The organism is Moorena sp. SIOASIH (assembly GCF_010671925.1).
Lineage (GTDB): Bacteria > Cyanobacteriota > Cyanobacteriia > Cyanobacteriales > Coleofasciculaceae > Moorena.
The window spans coordinates 1,553,926-1,576,551 of the sequence record NZ_JAAHIH010000001.1; the positions used below are offsets into that span (position 1 = coordinate 1,553,926).

Below are 22,626 nucleotides of genomic sequence, written 5' to 3' on the forward strand. Positions count from 1 at the left end.
ACACCCCACACCCCAGCTGTTACCGTACGCAATAATAAGGTTCAAACCAGGAAATGAATGGACTCGACTGAACTGAATCAGCCACTAACTCGACCACTCCGTCCTTATTAATAATCCATCGATTAGCTTCAATAATTCTAGACGGACGTGAGTTACCTGCATTGGAAGCATTGGAAGCATTGGAAGGTAAGATAGGATTTTTCCGGCGGCGAGCGCTGTGGCGAGGTAATGGACGTAAATCTACCCACAGGGTTTCACCCCGAAGCGGTTTAGTGGGGTCTGTGGGTAAGCCACCGCGCCCAAATTGGGTAAATTGATTCCCCTCATCGGTACCGCAACCAGTGGCAACTAGCAGTTTGGGATTAACAAAATTTTCCGGTAGCTCGAATAATGCAGCACTAGGGTCGGCGGAAGGTGCATTAATTTCCACAGTACCGCTAAAGGAAGCTCCGCGTTCGGAAGAGGCGGTAATATCACTAGTATCTGGGGTTTGTTGTTCTCGAAATTCAGTACCAAAAATGCCTAAGGCATTGATAATCACTTGTCCGCCAAAGCTATTTTTAGCATTGGCCGTGATATCGCTATTTTCGAGGGCAACTAGCAAGTCAGTATCAATAGTAATGTTACCACCAGTGGCAGTACCTCTAGCATTGGTAGTGATGTTACTGCGATCGCGCATTACAATCAGCGGAGAATCCAGCTCAATATTACCCTGATCCCCAGCATTGACTTCCGCAGAAAGGGTAGCGCCCTCGTCTAATAATAGAATCGATTTAGCAGTAATGTCGAGATTACCCGCCTTGGCATTATCCCCATTACCACTAGCACTGACGGAAATTTGGGCACCATTACGAACTCTCAAGTTGTTGCTGGTAATGGTCACTGAACCCGCAGGGGAGTTACCTTCTGAGAAGGCCGCAATGCGACTAGGAAACTGACCATCCTCTGAAATCCCAGTGACCTCTATGTCATTAACATTGAGCATGATCTCCCCAGCTTGACCATCCCCTAAGCTAGAAGCAATCACCTGTCCGCCATCGAAGATGTGCAACCGTTCAGCATCTATGGTTAATTGACCGCCATTGCCAGTGGCGTCTCGATCCACAGAAACCAAAACACCACTGACCAGGCCAGTAAAATCGACAAAGGCATCACTAACCTCCACTGACCTTGCCTGAATCGTAATACTGCCAGCATCCCCAGGACCAACCGCAGAGGCTTGGAGACGTCCCCCTTCAGCCACTCGCAAACGCCCAGTTTCAATCAGTAGCTCGCCTCCCCTCCCAACGATTTCCTCCCTAATACCATCAAGATTTAGTCTACTGGTGAATATGCCGCTAGAGAATGTACCACTAGCATCAGTGCCAATCACATCTATGGACTCCGAGGCGTAAACCGTGATATTTCCGGCATCCCCATCTCCAGATGTATCAGAGAAAAATTCTGCTCCATCACTGACAAGCAAACGCTCGGTTTCAATGGTTAAATTGCCACCAGTGCCAGATTCCTCTGTAGTTGTAACTAAGGCGCTAGGAAATATACCATCAGGTGAGCGACCAATGGCTGAGACTTCGTTAGCTCTAATCGTTACACTGCCCCCATTCCCATCACCCCGATTAAGCGAGTTGATCTGAGCGCCATTATGCAACTCCAAAACTGGAGTTTCAACAACCACCCTCCCGCCATTCCCAGTTGCTCCAGTTCTGGCATTGCTAGCGATGCGGCCCCTAAGCTCTTCAGGGGTTGTACTTGAGAGCATCACAGATTCTGTCGCGGTAATGGTAATCTCACCAGCATTACCGGAGCTTAAGGTGCTCGTAGTTAGAGTACCCCCGCTCACCTGCAATTGTTTGGTATCTATCACTAGGTTGCCCGCATTTCCACTACCCCGGGCAATGCTTGAGACTAACGTTGATCCATTCACTTCCAGCAATGAGCCGATAGTTAAGGTAATATTGCCACCACCACCCGCATCAAAGCTATCGGTGGAAATTCTACCAGGATTGTTCAGTATCAATTTGTCGGTATTAATCGTTAAGCTGCCACCATTACCTGTACCTCTCGATTCCGAAAATAAGCCGCTCCTGGCTTCCACATGATTAGGATTAAAGTTATCGGAATTGAAAGGGTCTTTGGGCAACGAGACTCCTTCAGTGCCAAGGTTTTCTAAAGACACTTGCAAGGTGTAAGTGTCCCCGACTTCTGGTGTTGCGCCCTGGATCAATTGATTATTCCTAGCACTAGAGGGAAAGGCACCAACTCCGAGTAAGTAAACTCCTGGCTCAGTGATAGTGGTATCAATTAAGGAGTCTAGGGTTGAACTGCCAAAGGCTTGTCTACTGCCACCAGCACCATCAGCAGCTTGAGAATCGTCATTGGCCTCTAATAATTCTCCTGTACCTTGATTAAATAGGAAAATCTCAGTATCTACGCTGCCGTCTTCCCTAGTAAAGCCATTGTCGATGTCGAAAATAGCTCGACTGTTGCCATTCGTGATACTGAAGGAGAAGTAATCGAATTGAGTTTCTGCTGCCCCCAATACAGTGGTGCCATTAATAATCTGTTCTGGAGTCCGTTCAATGGAAACATAGGGAATTCCCAATGGTCCGGATTCGGCTACGTTGGGATTCGGTTCAGTAATAAACTCCAGAGCATTTAGGTCAAAGCTTTCTAAGTCCAACAAAGGATTAGGGAGAAAATCCGGACTTTCCCCAGATATGGTCACGCTTTCGCTAGCGTTAATGGTGATATCTCCAGCATTACCTAGGTTGGTGGTAGCGGTGACAATCTTTCCGCCAGTTTCAAGCACTAAGTTATTGAGATGGAGTGCGATCGCACCGCCATTACTACTACTATTAGTAACTGTACCGATAAATCCCCGATTAGCTAGATTCAGTGACCTTTCGGAATTGTTGATGGTAATCTTGCCTCCCGGACCACTGGTGTCAACAGCAGAACGAGTCAGAATCCCACTAAATAACCCATCTTCAGTGAAACCAGAGATATCAATGGCACCATTGGCATTAATCTCAATATCTCCTGATGCCCCATTGCTATTGGTAACGGTTTGAACTCTTGAGCCACCAGTGATAGTCAGACCGCTAGTGGTTAGCTCTATGTTGCCACCATTGCCGATCGCTGAGGTTAGTAAATCATTAGCAATCAAACTCCTGTCACTGAGATTAGTATTGCCTTTCGCGTTAATAGTAATATTGCCAGCTACTGCATCTGGTATCGATGCCCCTGAAGTCAATCCAGCTTGTAACGCACTGGCTGACATGTCGAAATTAGCACTATTGATCGCAATATTTCCGCCATTAACTGAGGTCACATCTACTAAGCTACCGTTGGTCACCGAAACATCAGCTGCTTGGACTCCATCGGGAAAACTTACTGATGTCGCGCCATTGAGCGTAACTGTTCCTGGAGTGGATAATCCTCCTAATTCCACCCGTCCCCCTGGCACTTGAACAGTGGCACCATTGAGGTTAACCTCTCCCCCAAGTAAGGCCATAGTTTGCCCGGTCTCGATCCCTAAGGTAGGTCCTATAACGTTTACTGAGCCAGGATTGCTACCATATTGCAAACCCATGGGAATATTAATGGTTAACAATGGTGGAGCATTTGGATCACTAGCGCTAAAGTTGAAACCATTGTCAAATACAGCACTATCAGCAGTGCTAGCGACAAAGGAGCCTGCGACATCTAAGCGAGCATTAGATCCAAATGCAATACCATTAGGATTCAGCAAAAATAAATTAGCGCTACCGTTGACTCCCAAAGTCCCGAGAATTTGAGAAAGGGTGCTGCCAGTGACACGAGTCAAAATATTAGTAATGCCATCGGGATTAGCAAAATAGACTCGTTGACCATTACCAACATTAAATTCCAGAAAACTGTGGAATAAGTTACTATCTCGAATCGCTCCCCCTTCGATTAAATCTGCTACTGCACCACGGATAGTCTGATTGGGAGTAACCTGAGAATTTTCATTCCCCAAGGTACTATCTGGGGTAATTTGAGCGAGGGTGGGTGAGGCGAGCAATAAACATAGACTACTAACTTCGAGCAATCCCACTAAGCCCCATTGCATTCGTGAAATGGTATCTCTGGGTAGGTTTTGTATGAGGGGATTAGTGCTGTAGTGGGAACTAGATAAGGAATGAGCTTTGTGGGCAAAGGGGAAGCTTACGCATTTCATAGATAGACCTGACCGATTAGTCTCAGTCTTAGAGTTCCCCGCACTGTTGGTCAGAGGAACACCTGTGATGAACGGGTGTATCTCATTAAAGCTGTTTGACCCGTTGGGTGGAACAGGCATCTTGCCTGTTACAATTTCCGGGCATCAAGCCTATTACAATTTCCGGGCATCAGGCGTGGAACAGGCATCTTGCCTGTTACAATTTCCCGGCGGGCTGTCCCAACGCACCCTACGCCTCTTACCCCGATGCCCGATGCCCGATTCCCGATTCCCGATTCCCGATTCCCAATTCTAAATTCTAAATTCTAAATTCTAAATTCTAAATTCTTAATTCTAAATTCTTAATTCTTAATTCTAAATTCTTAATTCTTAATTCTTAATTCTTAATTCTACTTGGTGGTGCGTTACGGGGCGGGCTATTCTAATAGTGGCTACCCAGTGGAAAATTAGGGCGAGCCCGCCCCTAACGCACCCTACATTCGCGCATTCTTAATTCTTAATTCTTAATTCTTAATTCTTAATTCTTAATTCTAATTAAAATCGATTTTCATACTCGACAAGTATCTTGGTATCATCGGAAAAATTTGTAGCACCGCGTAGCAAAATTTCTTCATTGACTCGATAGCGCAAGTTGTACTGAATTGGCTGATCAGTAGTCAACACTTTTAACAAAGAAAATGATAATTTATTAGTAATATTAATTCCTGCTTCAGCACCTAGCTCTAAGCTATCAGTGCGCCTATTATCATCTGTAACTGTAGTAGGGAAAATGCGAAATTCATCTAAGCCTGCGGCATCACCAATCAAGTTGCTAACATTACTCAGTAGTGCTGAGCCAGCCAGGTTTGCCAAACCCAAGGTAGTATTGCCTCGACCCAAGGTATCCACAAAGCCACCCCCTAATAAAGCAACAATTTCCCCTTCACTACGTTTTGGCATACTATTGAGTTCCACTCGGTCAAAGAGCTGACTTGCTAGCCCTTTTACTTTTGCTTGAACCCGAATAGTTTCTGTACTGCCAAAATTAGTTGGGTTATCGCTAATTTCATTAGCAAAGGTTTCACTGGTAATGGGTTGTTTCCTAGATTCAATTACTGATGCCACCATCTGCACATCTAACTCTGGGTCTCTGCCAAGAGTCGCTACAAATCGGGCATTATTGTTGTAATTTTTATCAAGACGAAACTGGGTGGTAAAGAGATTCACCTGACCGCGCAGCAGCTGAATGGTTCCTTCTGGTCTAATATCGCTCATGTCCCCATTAATTAGAAGGGTACCGCTGGCGAGAAAATCTAATACTGGTAGCTGTCGAACTAGGATATTTTTACCTAAGGTTAACTGTAAGTTATTGAACTCGATTAGTTCGTCACCAGCCGATCCGCTACTCCCGATCGGGGCAGTTTGAGATTCAGAAATGGGTACTTGACCATCAAACAATTCGATGTAACCACCAATTCTAGGATTAAATAGAGTCCCAGTAATGATGCTCTGACCTTGAACACCACCACTGTAAATCCCTTTGAGATTGATGGCTAGTTGATTCAGGTCAACGGTGAGGGGATTCTCTAATGGTCTAGGTAGGTCTCGCAATGGCAAATTCCCTACCGCTACTAATTTACCACCACCAAAATTCCCTTGTAAGGTGTCCACAATTTCCATCCGGTTGAAGTTAAACCGGATTTTGCCATTGACTTCTGTCAGGGGTTCGGGTAAGGCTTGGGCAGCAATGGTAGCGTTTTCTACATTAATGTTACCAATAACGGTAAGTTGCTCCAGTTGCTCTCGCCAATCTTGGTCTTGGTCAAAGGTACCGGAAATATCTAAATCTACTAGTCCTTTACCATCAACCCAAGTGATTTGTTGATTGGTCAGCATGTTCAATCGGGCAAGTCCTTCGTTTTGAACCGTCAGTTGTACACTGACTTGCCGATTTTCTGGCTCTACTTCGGCAAAGGGTAACTTGTAGGGGATTTTGGCATTTACAGTTAGGGGTTCAGACTCTTTGGTCAGAAAACTTTGGGCAAAGACGTTCAACCGCGCATTGTTGTAACTAAAGCTGCCTTTGATGGATTCTAGGGGTGTTTGGTTTAAACTGGCATCCACTACAGATATTACTCCCCTAGCTTGGGGATTGCTTAGACTTCCATAAAAGTCCGCTGTGGCATCAACAAATCCTCCGTAACCAACAGAAGCTGGAAAGTTGAACACTTCTCTAATCAGGGAAACCGGGACGTTCTTTAGCTTGAGCTGACCCGATGGACCTTGTTCACCGATACTACCGGACAAGGTGGCTAGACTCTGACCCGATTGAATCCGCACAGGTAAAAGATTCAGTAACCCTTCTTCAAAATTCCCTTGGGCAATAATTGTCTCAGCTTTATAGGAACCCCACTGCCAGTTTTCCCCTTGGAAATTAAATTGAGCACGGATGCCATCTTTGACTGAACCTTCCATACTGATACTGCCAGTAAAACTACCATTCATCTCGGTAAGCTCTGGTAACAGAAAGCTCTCTTGACGCTGCTGGCGTTGCTTCTCTAGGAGGGTGACTATTTCTGACATCCGCCGTAGGGGTTTTTTGAGCTTATTTTGTGGATTACCTACTCCAGTAACCGCAAGATCAGCGGCTGTGCCGTAGACGGGCGCTTGCAAGCCTCGACCTAGGTCAGTGATCTCAAATAGTTGTAGGGTAGTCAGAACATCCTGGATTTCTCCGAGCTTAGCCTGGAGTTCCCCGTTAAATTCTGGTCCGTTGGGGGTTTGGGTGACGTTGGCAGCAAATAAGTATTGACTATCACCTTTTTCAAACAAGCCATTGGTCAGAGTAATAGTCCCTTGCTGGTATTGGAAAAAGCCTTTTAAGCAATCACCTCTAAGGTTGTCAAAGATAGGATTTTCGATCGCAATTTTACCGGATGACCCAAAGGTCTTGAGGTTCAGAGCCATGTTCCCAGATATGTCTCCCGCCAAGGGTTTGCTTAACCATGGTTCGAGGTTTTTCCCGTCTACCATCCCACTACTCAAAGCCAGACTCTTAATGGTATTGATCGGAAAATTATCCACGGTCATTTGTAGCTCATCCCCTGACCGAATCCCAGTAGCAGTTTTGTTCTGATACTGCAGCAAAAAGGATACGGGTTGGTAATTGGGGTCTAGCACAACCTCCAGTTTGTCTTGATTCCCTGCTAGCTGGAGATTTACCCCTGACTTTGGTGCTATACTCACTCGACCTGTCAGTAGGGATTCAAACTCCAGGGGACCAGCAAAAAAGTACCGCAGTCTTAAGTCACCGTTAATGATAGGAGCTTTAGGAGTACCAGCAACGCGACCGTTAAAACCGACTAAGCCTCCTAAATTGAAGGCATAAGGCAGGTCAGCAGGTAATCGTTGCAAATTCAAATCCTCTGCTTGTACCTGGAAATCAAAGGTCTTAATTGCTTGTAAGCCCTGACTCCCTGGGTTTAGATTGACAAAACCATTAGCATTGAATCCCTGGGCTGTGGCTTCTTTAATCTCTAGCTTTTGACCATTCCAGTCAAAGGATGTGGCTAGGGAACGCTCAAGTATAGAAATGCCTTCACTAAAATTCAGCTTACCCTGAGCTTGGATTGCTGATAGAGCTGTCTCTGGTGTCAATAGCAAGGGAGCAGAAATATTTACACTGCCATTGAGACGTCCTCGTAAATCAGGATTAATCTCCCACAACTTGAGATTAGTAGGCTGGAAAACTCCCTGAAATTTACCATTGCTAAACTCAGCTGTTCCTAGTAATTGACCACCAGCAACCTTGAGTTGTCCAGACCCTTTGCCCTTAATGGCGTCAATCGTTAAATTAGTTACATTACCAGAGACAGTGACATTCCCGGAAAGAGGGCCATTGAATTGGGGCGGAACCGGAGCAAGAGCACCCAAGTTGAGGTTAGAGGTTTGTACCTTGGCCTGGAAGTTACCATTGGCAATATCGATTTGAGAAGCCTGAATTCTACCCCCTACCACATCTAAAGTACCAGACCCACTAGCAGTAATGGTGCTAGGACTTACCGAATCTAGATTTCCTGAGATGGTAAACTCTCCGGACCCTGGACCGTCGAATTGCGATGGTATTGGTCCGAGACGACCTAACTGGACATTGGATGCTACGACTTGAGCTTTGAAGTTGCCATTAGCGATATCGACAGCATCAGCTTTAATGGTTCCTCCTGCTACATCTAAAGTACCAGACCCACTAGCAGTAATGGTGCTAGGACTGACCGAATCCACATTCCCTGAGATGGTAAACTCTCCGGACCCTGGACCGTCGAATTGCGGAGGTATTGGTCCGAGACGACCTAACTGGAGATTGGATGCTACTACTTGAGCTTTGAAGTTGCCATTAGCGATATCGACAGCATCAGCTTTAATGGTTCCTCCTGCTACATCTAAACTACCAGACCCACTAGCGGTAATCGTACTAGGACTGACCGAATCCACATTTCCTGAGATGGTAAACTCCCCGGACGCTGGACCTTTGAATTGGGGGGGTATGGGGGCGAGACGATCTAACTGGAGATTGGATGCGACTACTTGAGCTTGGAACTTGCCTTTAGCGATCGCGATCGCATCAGCTTTAATAGTCCCTGCTGCTAGGTCTAAACTACCCGACCCACTAGCGGTAATCGTACTAGGACTCAAAGACTTTACATTCCCTGAGATAGTCAACTCCCCTGAGATGGGACCTTTAAATTCAGAGGGTACTGGTGCTAAGGCTTCTAGAGGAATATCAGAGGCTTGGACTAGGGTAGAAAAACCACCATTGATCAGTTTTACCTTGGTAGCACGCAAGGTACCACCATCAACCGTCACGCTGCCGTAACCGCTGGCACGTAGGGTTTCTGGTTGGAAAGAATCAAGGCGACCAGACAGATTAAATTGACCATTGAACGGTCCGGAGAACTGTGGCGGTAGAGATGTTGCAGGCAAGGTTTTTAGGATTGGTGCCACAGAAATATTCTTAGCTTCTACTAACCCCTGCCAGCGCCCACCCCCCACTTGAAAATTAGTAGCTCTGAGCACACCATCACCCATGGGCAGATTAGCATAACCAGTGGCACGAAAATTCTCGGGCTTGTCAAGGGGAGAAAAGATCTGGGTTCTGCCATAAACTCGACCCAGAGGAATGGGTAGATTAAATCCATACCCTTTTGCGATCGCATTCGCTGGCACATTCACAGCTTTGAGATCAAATACTGCCCCCCCCTGATCCATAAATTTGATATCCCCCTTGCCTGTGACTAAGCCACCCACTGTTGGTGTTGCCTGCAAGTTTCTAATGGCCAGGTCAGTATTAATAACGCTAAAGTCAGCAGTAATAGAGCTGAAGCTCACCTTGTCAAGGGTGGCGGGAGTGGTGGTAAACGCCTCTCCAATCACAATCGGGTTGTCGATAGCTCCAGTGACCTGAAACGTAGCCTGTGCTTTACCTAAAGTAGTTACTGGTAGCTCTTTGATCCCAAACGTCTGTGCATACTGCTGTATCTGAACCGGTTCGCTTGTTGCTCTGAGCTTGTAGCCTGACTCAATATCCAGCATTCCCCCAATTTGGGCAGGTACTTGACCGAATCGGGTAGTTATGTTATTTAGCCAAATCTGACTCCCTCGAAAGCTCAGCTTACCTTTGCTTTCAGTAAACACTTGGGGCAAGGGTTCTAAGCGGGCGGTGGTGTCGGAAAAGTTAATCGTACCCCAATACTGCCAAGGCTGTTCAGCATTATTCCGTTGTATTCTCAGGTTACCACCCAGTTTACCCCCTTGAAGCTTCAGGGGAATCAGAAGTACTTTACTAACCTCTGCCGCACTGACGTTATCGACATCAAGGTGCAAGTCAGTTTGTTCTTGAGAGAGGCGGTAATCTCCCTTAACCTTTAAATTTCCCCCAGTTAACGGCTGACTATTTACATCAAAGCGAATCAGCTCACCTCCGTCGAGAAATTTACTTTTACCCCTAACCTCAGTAAATCTCATCGGTGGTTGTTTGATTCCCACTTCAGATCTTGGCACCACCACCACATCCGCATCCCGCCACCGCACCACCTTTGGGTCTACCTTAAAAACCGAATCTTGGGCAGTTTGTGTAAATGCTGTAGACACCCAGGTTAAATCTTTGTCCTGTTCAACATATATATTAGGTTCAACTAGGGTTACATCCAGTTCTAGGGTTCTGGTAAACAGCAGTTTAACGGGGTTATAGGTTACCTTCACTGCCTGGGTGACAAGATGATCGGCATCGGTAGGGGTAGCTGGTATTTCCGAAGAACCAAACCTTACACCATTTAGGGAAAAGCCCTCCACTGGTCCGACATTGACTTTCCGGTTAAGAAAGCTAGATAAATTTTTCTCTACCGTTGGTGCTAATTGCTTCTGGATGAAATACCAAGCAAAAAGGCTTCCGCCCCCTATCCCAGAAACTAGAATCATGACCATAAGCATGAAGACCGGACGTAGCAGCCTCTGCCAAAACCCTCTACTTACCGTAGGTTCTGGAGTATTTTCCGGAGTAGGCTCTGGTAGATTACCAGGATTGGGAGAGTTACTCATCTTGATTGGTGTGCACCTTACAACTGGAGTTCCGAGGGAATATGGGGGCATCGTCATCTTAATTTATCAGGGAAATACAGGGAGTAGGCGTATCAGTTATAGGTGCCTAATACCAAGTGCTTTTCAAGAGGATCTCACCATTCCCAATCATGATTGGGAAGAAGGGGAACAGGGGTAGGAGATTGAAGAAGGTGCTATGTCTCAATGGTGTGAATGCAACTCGGGATAAGGCAGATAACACTACTACTTTTTTTATCTGACGAAGATCCCTATCTTGATAGTTTCCAGAGCCAAGATTGATCCGTAGGTTTAACGCTATACTTATAGGTGGTTTCAATTCCCTGGCGCAATTCCTCTGACGGTCGATAAAGTAAAACATTTTTGAAACCCTCCGGAATCTCCGGTATGTTGGTAGAGCTATTGGATTTATCCAATAACATCAGCTGTACATCCGGACGAAGTAGATGACACAGAGATAGAACCCTACCGGGAATTTCATTACTGATCAAGAGTGGTTGTGGGATTTGATTAATCCAAGCTGCTACCGGGGGATTATTGCGACTCTTCGCATAGCTCTTGTGCCACCAAACTGGCAGTTGAGAGCTGACTATACAGGAGAGTATGCCGCTAAATGCCAGAGCAATTGCTATAGACTTCCAAGCTTTAGGATTTTGTCGGGTTTTTCCCATGGGCACCATGTCATGGTCACCCCTTACTTGCTGATTTTGCCTATCTTCGGGATTTGCTAAATTTCCATCAATCATTACCTTGGTATATTTTCCTGAGTTTTTGGCTTGGGTTGTCAGGAAATAAGCAATAGCTAACTGAATGCCTAGATAACAGGGAATAGCATAGCGAGTAATGCTAGAACGGCGACCACCTAATAGCACATCTGGACCGATTAGAGCAATTCCTGTCACTCCAATTAAGGTAATAATAAATACCCAAGCATGCTGAGGAGCTTGACGACAAAGATAGTAGAGGGCGTATCCTGCTAAAAATAAACTGAGATAGTGGAGGGGACTCAAAGGATGGATGCCTTGGTTAACATCAAAGAAAATCCGACTGAGGTTTAAGGTCCAAAATAGGGGTAAGAAGCCTGAACGACTATGATTAACTGAGTCAGTATTAGCGATAAATTTGGAGAAATTAGTGATAACAATGATTAGCCAAGGTGAGAATAGCAGTATTCCTCCTAATGAGGCTAGTAAATAGCTAGTTACTCGCTTACTCCAGCGACCACCTTCGGTAATTAATACATACAATCCCTGTCCAATTAAAACAAAGGCTGAGAAAGGGTGAGTATAAAGTGCTAAGGCAACAGTAAAGCTATAGATAATCCATCGATAAGGTTTTTTAATGAATTGCTTTATTCTAGAATAATTCATTGCCCATAATAGGACTGCACTAGAAAGCAAAATGGTAACGGTCCATAAACTATATTCTCGCGCTTCTTGGGCATACAAAACATGAAAGGGAGAAATAGCAATTATCGCAACAGCTACCCACCCGATTAATTTTGAACCAAAAAGTTCTAAGCACAGCCAGTAAGCACAGGGCAATGCTAATAAGCTAATTATTACTGATAGCAGTCTAATAGTTACTACGGAATTGCCAAAGGTTTGTAACCATAACCTTGCCATTAGATAGTAAAGGGGCGAATGTTCTGGATTGCCTGCTAGGGAATTAATGGTGTCATTGATATCTCTTTCAGGATTAGGAAATTGGTACTGTTTTAACAAATTTTCTACGCTAATAATCTGACCATCGAAAATTTCTTCGACTAGTTCGGTTCGAGTGTGACCAGAAATTCTAAGGGAGGTCATTGTCTCGTCGTACCAGTAAACTTTACGGTCTAGGTTGTAAAATCTAAAGACTACTCCCAGTACGATTACGATGATGAGTAAATTTCTAAACCAGATAGAATCAAGAGTAATTTTCTTGATCATGCTAACTACGATAATTAGGGGATAATTGAAACTATAGCAAAGGGAACAGGGAATAGGGAATAGGGAATAGGGAGTAGGGAGTAGGGAGTAGGGAGTAGGGATATAGCGCAACGCGCAAGGCAAAAGGCAAGAGGCAAGAGGCAAAAGTTAACTACAAAAGCTTTTCAGCTTCTATCAATGTCTTAACTTTAATGGGTAGAGCTATAAATAGAAAAGAGATCCAAACGCTAATCTAAAATAGAAAAAGGATAATTTAAAAGGAATACTTTAAAATTCGCTATAGCGTTTCCTAGTAAGGGTGAGGTACATCTAAAGTTTATTACTTGCTCCCTACTCCCTACTCCCTACTCCCTACTCCCTACTCCCTACTCCCTACTCCCTACTCCCTACTCCCTATTCCCTTTGCTAAATTACCAACTAACGGCAACGTTTTTTAAAATTGTCATGGGACCATGGTCTTTCAGACGTTTCATTTGCTCTTGGTTTCGGACTAGGAGAGCTCCGGCAAATCCGAGGGAATTGACACCAATTGACTGGAAATCTGGTTGAGAACGGGGTAAAAGCAACATCCATTGCCTTGTGGCGAGGAGATTGTAGGCACCGGATTGCTTGTTACCATTGACATTATTCCATGGCAACCCGACTGCACTGAGTAATCTATGGTACAACTTGAGGGTGGCTTGAGCAGCATCCCACGGGGATTTTACCCAACTAGGGTCAAGCTGAACAATAGCATTGATGAAGGGTAGGGTTGGGATGGTGCCAACAGAGTCCTGAAAGCTAGCTGATGCGATCGCATTTTCTATCGGGATGTTAACTCCTTCAGGGGCTAGGGGCAGAGGAACTAGTTGCAAGTGCTTGTGTCGTTGACTCGCACCACCAATCTTTCCTGCATTATAGAATGCCAAGCCATCAATTTCGGCAAGACATGCCCACATAGCAGCAAAATCCTGCAAAGTCAGCCAAGTATCTTGCTCCTCGAAAGCACGGGTTATGATCAGCAGGTGATGGTCAACTACGTTGTATTTGTTCAACAGACACAGGTGGGTGTCGGAAAGGTCTGCTACAAATAAATCTTGTTCGTAGGGCAGAAAAGGGTTGAAATCCTTGGATGAAGTAGCGGTTTTTTCCTCTTGCTTCTTCTGGGCTTTGTCTTTCCGTACCAGGTTAGACAAAATCCGCACCAAGAAGCGAATACCCTCCTGTTCTACGAATTCGTATTCTGTCGCTATGGAGTGGAGTGCTTTACATTCAATAGCGTGTTCAGTTTGTGCTTTCAGTTTCGGCCACAATGTACCTGGTTCTAGTACTAGTGTTCCTTCGGCAATTGGTTGTTCCTCAGTCATAGCGATCGCATTTCCTTCAGCTTCTATGGCAATCTTAAATCATTTGTCAAAAAGCAAGCCTATGCGCTAAGCGCACGCTGCGCGAACAGCCGTCAGCTGTCAGCTGTCAGCTAAATGCTTAAACTAAACCTCGAATAGGGACTTCGGAGCAGGGACTTCGGAGCAGGGGGAAGAAAGTTGACCTATTTAGAATAATAAACGCTATTATCTTATTGATTAACGTTAAAAAAATAACCCTATAAATTTAAAATAAAGTAACTATTTTTTAAAAAACTACCATATTTTTTTAAAACAAAATGCATTAAAATTAATTTATAATAACAAAAAAAATATGACCCCTTTGCTACTACTCCCTACTCCCTACTCCCTACTCCCTACTCCCTACTCCCTACTCCTTACTCCCTACTCCCTACTCCCTACTCCCTACTCCCTACTCCCTACTCCCTACTCCCTACTCCCTAAAAAAATGACTAAAAACTTGATTCCCGAGAGTGAAGCTCCTGCTTCTCCTAAAGAAACGCTACCTAGCATGTATGATCTGCCAAGTGAGAATCCGGAGGAACCTGGTTTGCCAGACGAATTTCACGATTTACAACCAGAATTATTAAGTCGCACCTTTCGTTGTCAGTATTACCCTTCCGAGGAAGTATTTATTGGTACAGATTTAAATCTTTACTATGATGTGCGCCATCCTCAATGGTATAAACGCCCGGATTGGTTTTTAGTGGTGGGAGTTCCCCGTTTATACGAAGGGAATGATATTAGATCTAGCTATGTAATTTGGCAAGAAGGAGTTAATCCCTTTGTAATTGTAGAATTGCTGTCACCGACAACTGCAAAAGACGACTTGGGGGATAACCTAGAGCAAGAACCTCGAGCATCTACAGTTGCTGGAAATAGTGATAAGATTAAACTACAAGATAGTAATAAAACAAGTAATAGTAGCAGTGAGCCTACCTATCAAACTATTCCTTCAAAGTGGGAAGTCTATCAGCAACGATTACGGGTACCTTATTATATAGTGTTTAGTCGCTATACCAACCAAATTCGGTTTTTCAAATTAATCGGAGCTGGTTACCAAGAGCAAGGGATTTTAGCTGAGCCACCCCAGATTTGGATTCCAGAACTAGATATAGGTGTGGGATTGTGGTGGGGAGAGTATGCTGGGATAACTCGTAATTGGTTGCGCTGGTGTGATGGTTCGGGAAATTGGCTTCTGACTGATACAGAACAGGAACGGGAAGCAAAAGAACAAGCCCAGCAACAAGTGAAACAAATTGTAGTCAATCTGTTGCAATCAGGGATGGATATTGAACAAGTTGCTAATATCACTGGACTTGAACGGGATGAAATTATATCATGTTAAGATAATCAGTTATAAAAACATAGCTTACTTCTGCTAGGGAATCGGGAATCGGGAATCGGGAATCGGGAATCGGGAATAAGGATATAATTCCAACTATTGCCAGAAATTACCTGATTTTATCCAAGAGCGACGTTATTAATCAGCCAAGCTGCATACTGCTCGTTGACATGCTGTGTACTTAGTACAACAAATTCAGGGGTATCGTAGGGATGATAATTAGTTACAGTCTGCTCTGCTTTAGAGATCAGCTCCGTAGTTGTTTTGATTACTAGCAGCACTTCAGAAGAGGACTCAACCTCACCCTCCCACCAATAAACTGAAGAGATCCCGGGAATAATGTTCACACATGCTGCCTCTCTACGCTGGAGAAGCTGATTAGACAGATCATGGGCAACAGCATTATCAGGACAGGTGACAAGGATTAAAACGATGTTCATGCTTTTGCTCAATCTTTCTTGGACTCGGCAATATCTTAAACCATATTCCGCACTTTAAAATGTATTACACAGAAAACGGTTAAAATTAATGTTTTATACAGAAAACGGTTAAAATTATGGCGTTGCTGAATTAGAGTATGAATGCGCGATCGTCTGGTTTTGGTAAAGCCCCCTAAATCTTCCAACTTGAGGAGATTTTGAAAGTGCATAATGATCCCAAAATCAGCAATGCCCCGTACTTCAAACGGAATTTGGGTTGTAGTATCGCAGAGGTGATTATGAAAATTTCACTAGGAGCCGATTCTTACGGATTCGACCTTAAGCAAGCAGTCAAACAGTACCTAATTAACAAAGGGATAGAAATAGAAGATGTAGGCATTAACGAGCAGGAGGCTGAGACACCTTACTATCAGATCGCTTCTGAGGTAGCTCAACGAGTGGGAAGCCAGCAAGCCGACCGAGGTATCCTGGTGTGCGGTACTGGTATGGGAATGGCGATCATCGCCAACAAGCACCCTAGTGTCTACGCGGCGGTGTGTGAGAACACCAACGCTGCTGAAAAATCCCGCTCCATCAATAACTCCAACGTTTTAACTCTGGGAGGGTTTATCACCTCACCCGAAGTAGCGGTAGAGATTGTTGATACTTGGCTGACCACTGAGTTCACATCCGGATGGGAGCCACCGATTCAGGAATGGCTGGAAAACTCGATCAAGGATATTGCTATTTTGGAGAATGAGCAGTTTGGCAGTATTGAAAGTCAATCCGGAAACAGCTAAAAGTCTCCTTGCTGAATTTTTGAATGAATAAGAGTGGGGTAGGCATCCTGCCTGCCCTAAGCAGGAAACAGGCAAGATGCCTGTTCCACCAAGATGCCCATTCCACCAAGATGCCCATTCTACCAAGATGCCCATTCTACCAAGATGCCTGTTCCACAAAACTCTTAAAATCATTCCATTATTAAGTAAGGCCGAAAAAGTTAAAGGAGTTAAGGATGGAAACCAGAGCCTTAGGCACTTCGGAGGTAAAAATCACCCCGATTATCATGGGCACTTGGCAGGCCGGTAAATCTATGTGGGTAGGCATTGAAGATGCTGAGACCATTAAAGGGCTGCGAGCAGGATTTGAGGCGGGGATAACTACGGTTGATACTGCAGAACTTTACGGGCAGGGTCACTCGGAACAAATTGTTGGTCAGGCTCTAGCAGAGGTACGCGACCAACTGGTTTATGCTACCAAAGTGTTTCCAAATCATCTTAAATATGACCAGGTGATCGAGGCTTGTGAGGGTTCCTTGAAAAACCTGAAGACAGATTATATCGACCTCTACCAGATTCACTGGCCTTCTGGAACCTTTCAAAGTGAGGTAGTGCCAATTGAGGAAACCATGAGGGCTCTCAATAAGTTGAAAGAGCAAGGCAAAATTAGGGCAATTGGAGTCTCCAATTTTTCCCGCAGCCAGTTAGCAGAAGCTTCTCAGTACGGACGAATTGATAGCCTGCAGCCTCCCTACTCTCTGTTTTGGCGTCAGGTGGAGCAAGATGCTATGCCTTACTGTGTAGAGCACAATATCTCGATTATTGCTTATTCTTCCTTAGCTCAGGGATTATTAACTGGCAAGTTTGGTCCAGAGCACAAGTTTGAGGAAGGGGATAATCGCAGCTTCAATAAGTTGTTCAACGGTGATAACTATCAACGAGCACAGCAAGCATTAGCTCAGCTACGACCAATTGCAGAGCGTCATCAGTGTACTCTGGCTCAGTTGTCTCTGGCATGGTTGATGTCTCAGCCACAAAGTAATGCGATCGCAGGATTCCGAAATAGTGACCAAGCTATTCAAAATGCTCAAGCTGTTGAGGTTAAGCTGTCTGCTGATGAGCTACAAGACATTGATCAGATTGGACGGTTGGTTACCGATCATATAGATGATAATCCAGTGATGTGGGATCTTTAAGGGTCAGCGGTCAGCGGTCAGCGGTCAGCGGTCAGCGGTCAGCGGTCAGCGGTCAGCGGTCAGCCGTGGCACAGGCTTTGGCCTTTGGCCACGCTGTGCGAACGACGCTGGGACTTAACTCAGATTAAAGCAATGCTTACCGGTTTTATTCAAATGCTGATAACTGATTGCTGATTGCTGATAACTGATTGCTGATAACTGATTGCTGATTGCTGATTGCTGATTGCTGATTGCTTACTGTCAGTAACCAAAACTATTTCCCAGATAGTCTAAACAACTATCTGGGAATTCAAGGAAATTAACAAGGATAACCCAAGTTGATCAATTTAGGCTATCCAGTGATCAATCCTCCTTTGCTTCTTTAACTAATTTGGTTATCGCTTCGATCAGCTTCGTTATGCCTCCTAGGATTTTTGTAGAGTAAACAGTTACGACAATGACTCCCGCCACTGCTGCTCCACCTTGGATCACGAGGATAGGTAGCCCACTAGGAGTTATATCGGTAGTTGGTGGAGCTGTTGATGTACCAACAACCTGGCTAACGTCCACATTGAAATGGGAATTTTGCTGTGATACCATAGAAATTTAGCGGCCCTTTAAGAGCCGTTTGAATTTTATATTGTAGAAGGACAGCAGCCAGAAACCGGCTGGGAAACTGATTCTGGCTGAGTCTTTCTAGTCTTAAAATCTGGAACTAGTCCACCTATATGGCAACCAGGCAAAGCACAGTAAATCACACAGATACACTGTGTTAGAGGTACCAATGACTACCACCATTGAAGGCTAAAACACTCCTCAACTTCCCTGAGTTATAGATTTACAACTTTGAGATACACCCGACAATGGTTCCTGTAATCAGGATGTAAATGGCGATACTATCACCTAGGGCTGTGTTGGCGTGGCCTTCGAGAAAGGTATAGGAGTCATTGGTATGACTCACTGGCTCTTTAAGAATACCTCTTAGATCGACCATTTCCAGATTAGTAGCATTACCAAGCGCTGCGAATCAGAAGAATGAGTCGATGGTTAGATCCAACCAGACTCCAAAAAATCTGAAATGCAAAACTTCCCGGTTAAGCTATCCATAGCATATCCCGAGAATTAATCTTGTGTCAAGTCTGATCGGATCTATATGTAATATAGCTAAACATGCCGGACATGTCAAGGACATCTACTTGACATGTCAACTGTACTTGACATGTCAAGTACAGTTGACACTCTATAAGAGCGGGGATTCTTTAATCAACGACCCAACGTGGCTTTTCCAGACCGGAATCAGGAAGAGTAGAGGTCGCACTCTCCTAAAGCGTTTGGATCGATGATCCAGGTTCCTGTATGCCCTACAGTACCCAAAGCTCTTTTGAGCACAGAATCCATGGGTAGGGTTGGCAATGTTTTAGCAACACTACAGGTAGCGTTAACTAGAGGTATTTGCGTAAGTCCTAATTTTATTAAATGTAAGCATGTCAAGTACATGTCCTTGACATGTCAAGTATTTTCAGGGCAAAAGCATCTTATTTTGAAATGCCTACTGGATATGAGATTAATGCGATAAGTATTTATACTGATTAATTTTTAAATCTCTTCTGAGTAAGGCTTATAGAATTTAGATGGGTTTGCCCTGCACAAGTAGTGATTTTAGCCCCCGAAACCTTTACCAGACCCTAGCAAAACCACTACAAGTTTATCCCTAGCAACTTTCTGAATGCTCCCCTTACTTATATCCTTTTGATAGCAACCCCTGCAGCTCAAATGCTGGCACATTAGCCAGTTCCTTCGGTTCTAATTTATACATCGCTCCACCATAAACTCTAGCTTCAGCAACCATAGCTTTCCCAGTAATCTGGTTAAGCGCTTCTATCAGCAATTTGTCCAAGTTGTGATTTTCGTTTATGGCGTTTTCCAAATCTGGTTTGGGGTAGAGAATAAGATATGAGTTGCTAACAATTGCTTTTGATTGGTTTAGAATAAATCTAAACGGCTTTTTCCCTTGTTTATCTGAACGTCCAATATAGGTGCAATAGAATCTGCTTTCAGGTCGCCTTTCTTGGGAATACCAAATTTTACGGCTTTTGCATAAATAGCGGTTGGAAACACCAGCGTTAACCCCTGCTTTAAGGTAAGAATACAAGTCAGGATAGACGCGCTTTATTTCATCAATAGGCAATTTACAATCAAGCACAAATAGCGGGTTTTTAATTTCCGGGTTGCCATCCTTATCCGCTTTTACTTCAGTAGTATCTAAGTATCGCGGGCTTGGTAAAATTGGACGAAATTGTTCAATAGGTAAGTTTAGGCTTTCAATCTGTACAGGGGAAAGAATAAAGAACTTATTGTCACCGGTGGCAATGCCGCGCTTAACTGCAAAGAAGTCACTTAACTTTGGATAACCGGTTTTTTGACGTTGGTCATACAAGGGAAAGCGAGACCATTTCTTTTCAGTAGTCAATACTTTCCAACTAATGTCTTTTTCCTGTGCTGGCTTGTGGATGGTTCCGCCAAAGGTGAATTTAACGTTATGGTTGTTATCGGATTTTTTACCTTTAAACCATACAACAGCTGAGGAAACTAGAGCATCATCAAATTGCACATCACTTGGGTCAAATCGGTGAATCTGTAACAAGGTTACTTCATTCAACAAGTAGTTTTTGACTGACTGACCATAATTCACGTCCATAAATTCACTTGGAATCAACCAAGCGGCAATAGCATTTTCATTCATCCAGCCATGTGAAAGCGCCATGAAGTAACAATAAAGACCTGCTAAGCCAGACAATTTCATATTGGCAGATTCTAGAGCTTTAGCCTGTAGGCGTTTTTTTTGGCCATTGATATGATGATGCCGAACGTATGGTGGGTTACAAATAATCAAATTAAACTTATCACATTCTTCAGCGGGTGGCTTTTGTTTCGTGAAGTCTTTTAGTTGATAATCAAGCATTGTTTTAGACCACAATTCCCGGGCTGGTTTTCCATAGTGTTCATCAACTTCAAACCCTGTAGCGGCTTCTATACGACTTGATGAAACAGTGCTAGTTAAGGCACTAAAGAAGGCACCAGTACCAAAAGCTGGATCAAAAAAACGAATCTTGTCGTGCTTTGGGATTAGATTTTTAGCATGGGTAATAATATCCTTAGCTAGGGCAATTGGTGTGGAAAACTGACCCATGATATTGCGCTCTTCTTGAGTTTTTAAGCTGTCAAGTTCAACTTGTATCTCCTGACGTCGGCTTTCAAGTGCTGTAAACTTTGTCATTGTTAAAATCCAAATTGTTCCAAATCATCAATTCGATGTTCCCACACCCAATCAATACCTTCAGCTGCTTCATACCCTAAGTAACCAGAGTCAAAGTAACCGCACAAAAATAGGTCAAAAGTTATTTTATCACCGTAGGTCTTGCGAAGCTGTTGAATTTTGACCGCTTCTTCTTTCCGGCGTTTATTAGTATTAGTGAAATCCCCCGCTGATTTGGCTTCAAATAATGCGGGAAAATCGCCTTTTTTGGCATCTTTGCGCATGATGACAGCATCAACGGGAATATTGACTTGCTTTCCACCGTCAAGTTCTACTGGAACATTGAACCTGAATGAAAAAGTACCGTTTGGCATTGAAAGGAAGTTTTTAGCTTCCCCGGGATTAAGTTCACGATAACCACGGGCTTCAAGCCATGCTTTTATGGCTGCAAGTTGACGTTGTTCTTGTGCGTTGCGAATAATTGGATCAGCAACAGCACCGCAAAGGCGGTCAGCAACAATAATTGAAGCACGGTCAACTTCGTCTTTGGTTCCTTTGTCACCACGTTCCTTCCAAACGAAAATATCAGGGTCTACCATCTTTTCGATAATGTCCCCGATAATTTTTAACTGTTTTATAAGTTCGGGGTGCTTCATCTTTGGTGGAACACGTTTATCAATTTCCATGTTCTTCACCAAGTTTGGTGAAACACCAGCAAGACCAACAAGACGATCACGGGCAATAGGTGGGCAAGTGGTCATTCTTAGCATTGGTAATATAGAAGGGTGACACTGAAGCGTTTCAGGGCTAATGTTTGTCAAGTTTTCAGTCCATTGAAGGGCTTGTTCAACTTGTTTTTTGGTTTCAATGCGGGTGTCTCTGAAAGCTTTAGGTGCAAAGGTCATGAACCAGTGATTGTAATAATCTACTGACTTAGCAACGTCAGCTTTCCATTGGTCTACTTTGTTTCTATTAACTGCCAATTTTTAATCCTTCGATTTGAAATATTTAAGCATGATGCTTCATGTGCTGGTGACCTTAATTATTAATTATACAGACAGTTTCCGTATAATCAACTAATCAACTGGCTGATAGCTGATAGCTAATAGCTGATGACTGAATACTTACGGATAGAGAGAATTAACATTTTCATCAATTAGATACTTAAGACTCATTCCCTTGTTGCCTAGCTTTTCTTATTGCTCTTAATTGGCGCACTTTCTCAGAAATAGGAGGCGGATTGAGTCGTTGCTGCTCCCTCATGGTGTGACCATGAAAGAGCCAGTTTTTCATATATTCGCTGACAGCGTTTTGATTTTGCAGGTAATAGAGGATAGTAGCGTAGACTTGTTCTAGAGTTAATGATGTATAAGCTTGAGCAATTTCTTCTGGGGTTTTATGACAGTCTAGATAGTCATATAATATAGTTTCAATACCAATTCTTGTTCCTTTGAGGCGAATGTCAGTAGGAGCAAGAAAGTTGAAATAGTCTGTTAAAGCTTGATTTGACATGATCATTACGTCAATAAATTAGTAAGTTTGGCAGTCGTACACAAGTAGTGGTT

The 22,626-nt window shown here is 44.0% G+C and carries 16 protein-coding genes; 6 read left to right on the top strand and 10 right to left on the bottom strand.

Annotated features, from left to right (window positions below):
• Positions 1-19 precede the first annotated feature (19 nt).
• On the bottom strand, positions 20-4,201 hold the full coding sequence (locus F6J90_RS06760) for a filamentous hemagglutinin N-terminal domain-containing protein (protein ID WP_293091679.1): 4,182 nt from the start codon (positions 4,199-4,201) through the stop codon (positions 20-22).
• 67 nt (positions 4,202-4,268) lie between these two features.
• Here F6J90_RS06760 and F6J90_RS06765 point away from each other — a divergent pair, with 67 nt between their 5' ends.
• On the top strand, positions 4,269-4,496 hold the full coding sequence (locus F6J90_RS06765) for a hypothetical protein (protein ID WP_293091680.1): 228 nt from the start codon (positions 4,269-4,271) through the stop codon (positions 4,494-4,496).
• 239 nt (positions 4,497-4,735) lie between these two features.
• On the opposite strand, the gene F6J90_RS06770 is transcribed toward F6J90_RS06765, so the two are convergent.
• The 3 genes from F6J90_RS06770 to F6J90_RS06780 form a co-directional block, all read right to left on the bottom strand.
• Positions 4,736-10,774 (bottom strand): translocation/assembly module TamB domain-containing protein, encoded by a 6,039-nt coding sequence (locus F6J90_RS06770; RefSeq protein ID WP_293091681.1) that lies wholly within the window; start codon positions 10,772-10,774, stop codon positions 4,736-4,738.
• A 269-nt stretch (positions 10,775-11,043) separates the two neighbouring features.
• Positions 11,044-12,867: a glycosyltransferase family 39 protein gene (locus tag F6J90_RS06775; RefSeq protein WP_293091682.1), complete on the bottom strand. Its 1,824-nt coding sequence runs from the start codon at positions 12,865-12,867 to the stop codon at positions 11,044-11,046.
• Between the two features lie 266 nt (positions 12,868-13,133).
• A complete protein-coding gene (locus F6J90_RS06780) occupies positions 13,134-14,069 on the bottom strand; it encodes a phosphorylase (protein ID WP_293091683.1) in 936 nt (311 codons plus the stop codon).
• A gap of 331 nt (positions 14,070-14,400) precedes the next feature.
• On the opposite strand from F6J90_RS06780, the gene F6J90_RS06785 reads away from it, so the two are divergent.
• Positions 14,401-15,435 (top strand): Uma2 family endonuclease, encoded by a 1,035-nt coding sequence (locus tag F6J90_RS06785; protein WP_366513702.1) that lies wholly within the window; start codon positions 14,401-14,403, stop codon positions 15,433-15,435.
• 116 nt (positions 15,436-15,551) lie between these two features.
• Here the strand turns inward: F6J90_RS06785 and cutA are convergent, their stop codons facing one another.
• Positions 15,552-15,872, bottom strand: a complete 321-nt coding sequence (gene cutA, locus F6J90_RS06790; protein WP_293091684.1) for a divalent-cation tolerance protein CutA — start codon at positions 15,870-15,872, stop codon at positions 15,552-15,554.
• 278 nt (positions 15,873-16,150) lie between these two features.
• On the opposite strand from cutA, the gene F6J90_RS06795 reads away from it, so the two are divergent.
• The 4 genes from F6J90_RS06795 to F6J90_RS06810 are packed head-to-tail and all read left to right on the top strand — an operon-like array spanning position 16,151 to position 17,954.
• Positions 16,151-16,651 carry an RpiB/LacA/LacB family sugar-phosphate isomerase gene (locus F6J90_RS06795; RefSeq protein WP_293091685.1) on the top strand — a complete coding sequence of 167 codons (501 nt, stop codon included), beginning with the start codon at positions 16,151-16,153 and terminating at the stop codon, positions 16,649-16,651.
• A 23-nt stretch (positions 16,652-16,674) separates the two neighbouring features.
• Complete coding sequence (locus tag F6J90_RS06800; RefSeq protein ID WP_293091686.1) at positions 16,675-16,836, top strand: hypothetical protein; 162 nt, start codon at positions 16,675-16,677, stop codon at positions 16,834-16,836.
• Positions 16,837-16,866: 30 nt separating this feature from the next.
• Positions 16,867-17,826, top strand: a complete 960-nt coding sequence (locus tag F6J90_RS06805; protein ID WP_293091687.1) for an aldo/keto reductase — start codon at positions 16,867-16,869, stop codon at positions 17,824-17,826.
• Positions 17,814-17,954: a hypothetical protein gene (locus F6J90_RS06810; protein ID WP_293091688.1), complete on the top strand. Its 141-nt coding sequence runs from the start codon at positions 17,814-17,816 to the stop codon at positions 17,952-17,954. Before F6J90_RS06805 ends, F6J90_RS06810 begins: the two co-directional genes overlap by 13 nt.
• Before the next feature lie 214 nt (positions 17,955-18,168).
• Here the strand turns inward: F6J90_RS06810 and F6J90_RS06815 are convergent, their stop codons facing one another.
• From F6J90_RS06815 to F6J90_RS06835, 5 genes are all read right to left on the bottom strand, one after another.
• Positions 18,169-18,405: a hypothetical protein gene (locus tag F6J90_RS06815; RefSeq protein ID WP_293091689.1), complete on the bottom strand. Its 237-nt coding sequence runs from the start codon at positions 18,403-18,405 to the stop codon at positions 18,169-18,171.
• 238 nt (positions 18,406-18,643) lie between these two features.
• Positions 18,644-18,799, bottom strand: a complete 156-nt coding sequence (locus tag F6J90_RS06820; protein WP_293091690.1) for a hypothetical protein — start codon at positions 18,797-18,799, stop codon at positions 18,644-18,646.
• Between the two features lie 741 nt (positions 18,800-19,540).
• Positions 19,541-21,082 carry an Eco57I restriction-modification methylase domain-containing protein gene (locus F6J90_RS06825; protein ID WP_293091691.1) on the bottom strand — a complete coding sequence of 514 codons (1,542 nt, stop codon included), beginning with the start codon at positions 21,080-21,082 and terminating at the stop codon, positions 19,541-19,543.
• 2 nt (positions 21,083-21,084) lie between these two features.
• Positions 21,085-22,044 (bottom strand): XamI family restriction endonuclease, encoded by a 960-nt coding sequence (locus F6J90_RS06830; protein ID WP_293091692.1) that lies wholly within the window; start codon positions 22,042-22,044, stop codon positions 21,085-21,087.
• 181 nt (positions 22,045-22,225) lie between these two features.
• Positions 22,226-22,573: a DUF433 domain-containing protein gene (locus F6J90_RS06835; protein WP_293091693.1), complete on the bottom strand. Its 348-nt coding sequence runs from the start codon at positions 22,571-22,573 to the stop codon at positions 22,226-22,228.
• Positions 22,574-22,626: the final 53 nt, after the last annotated feature.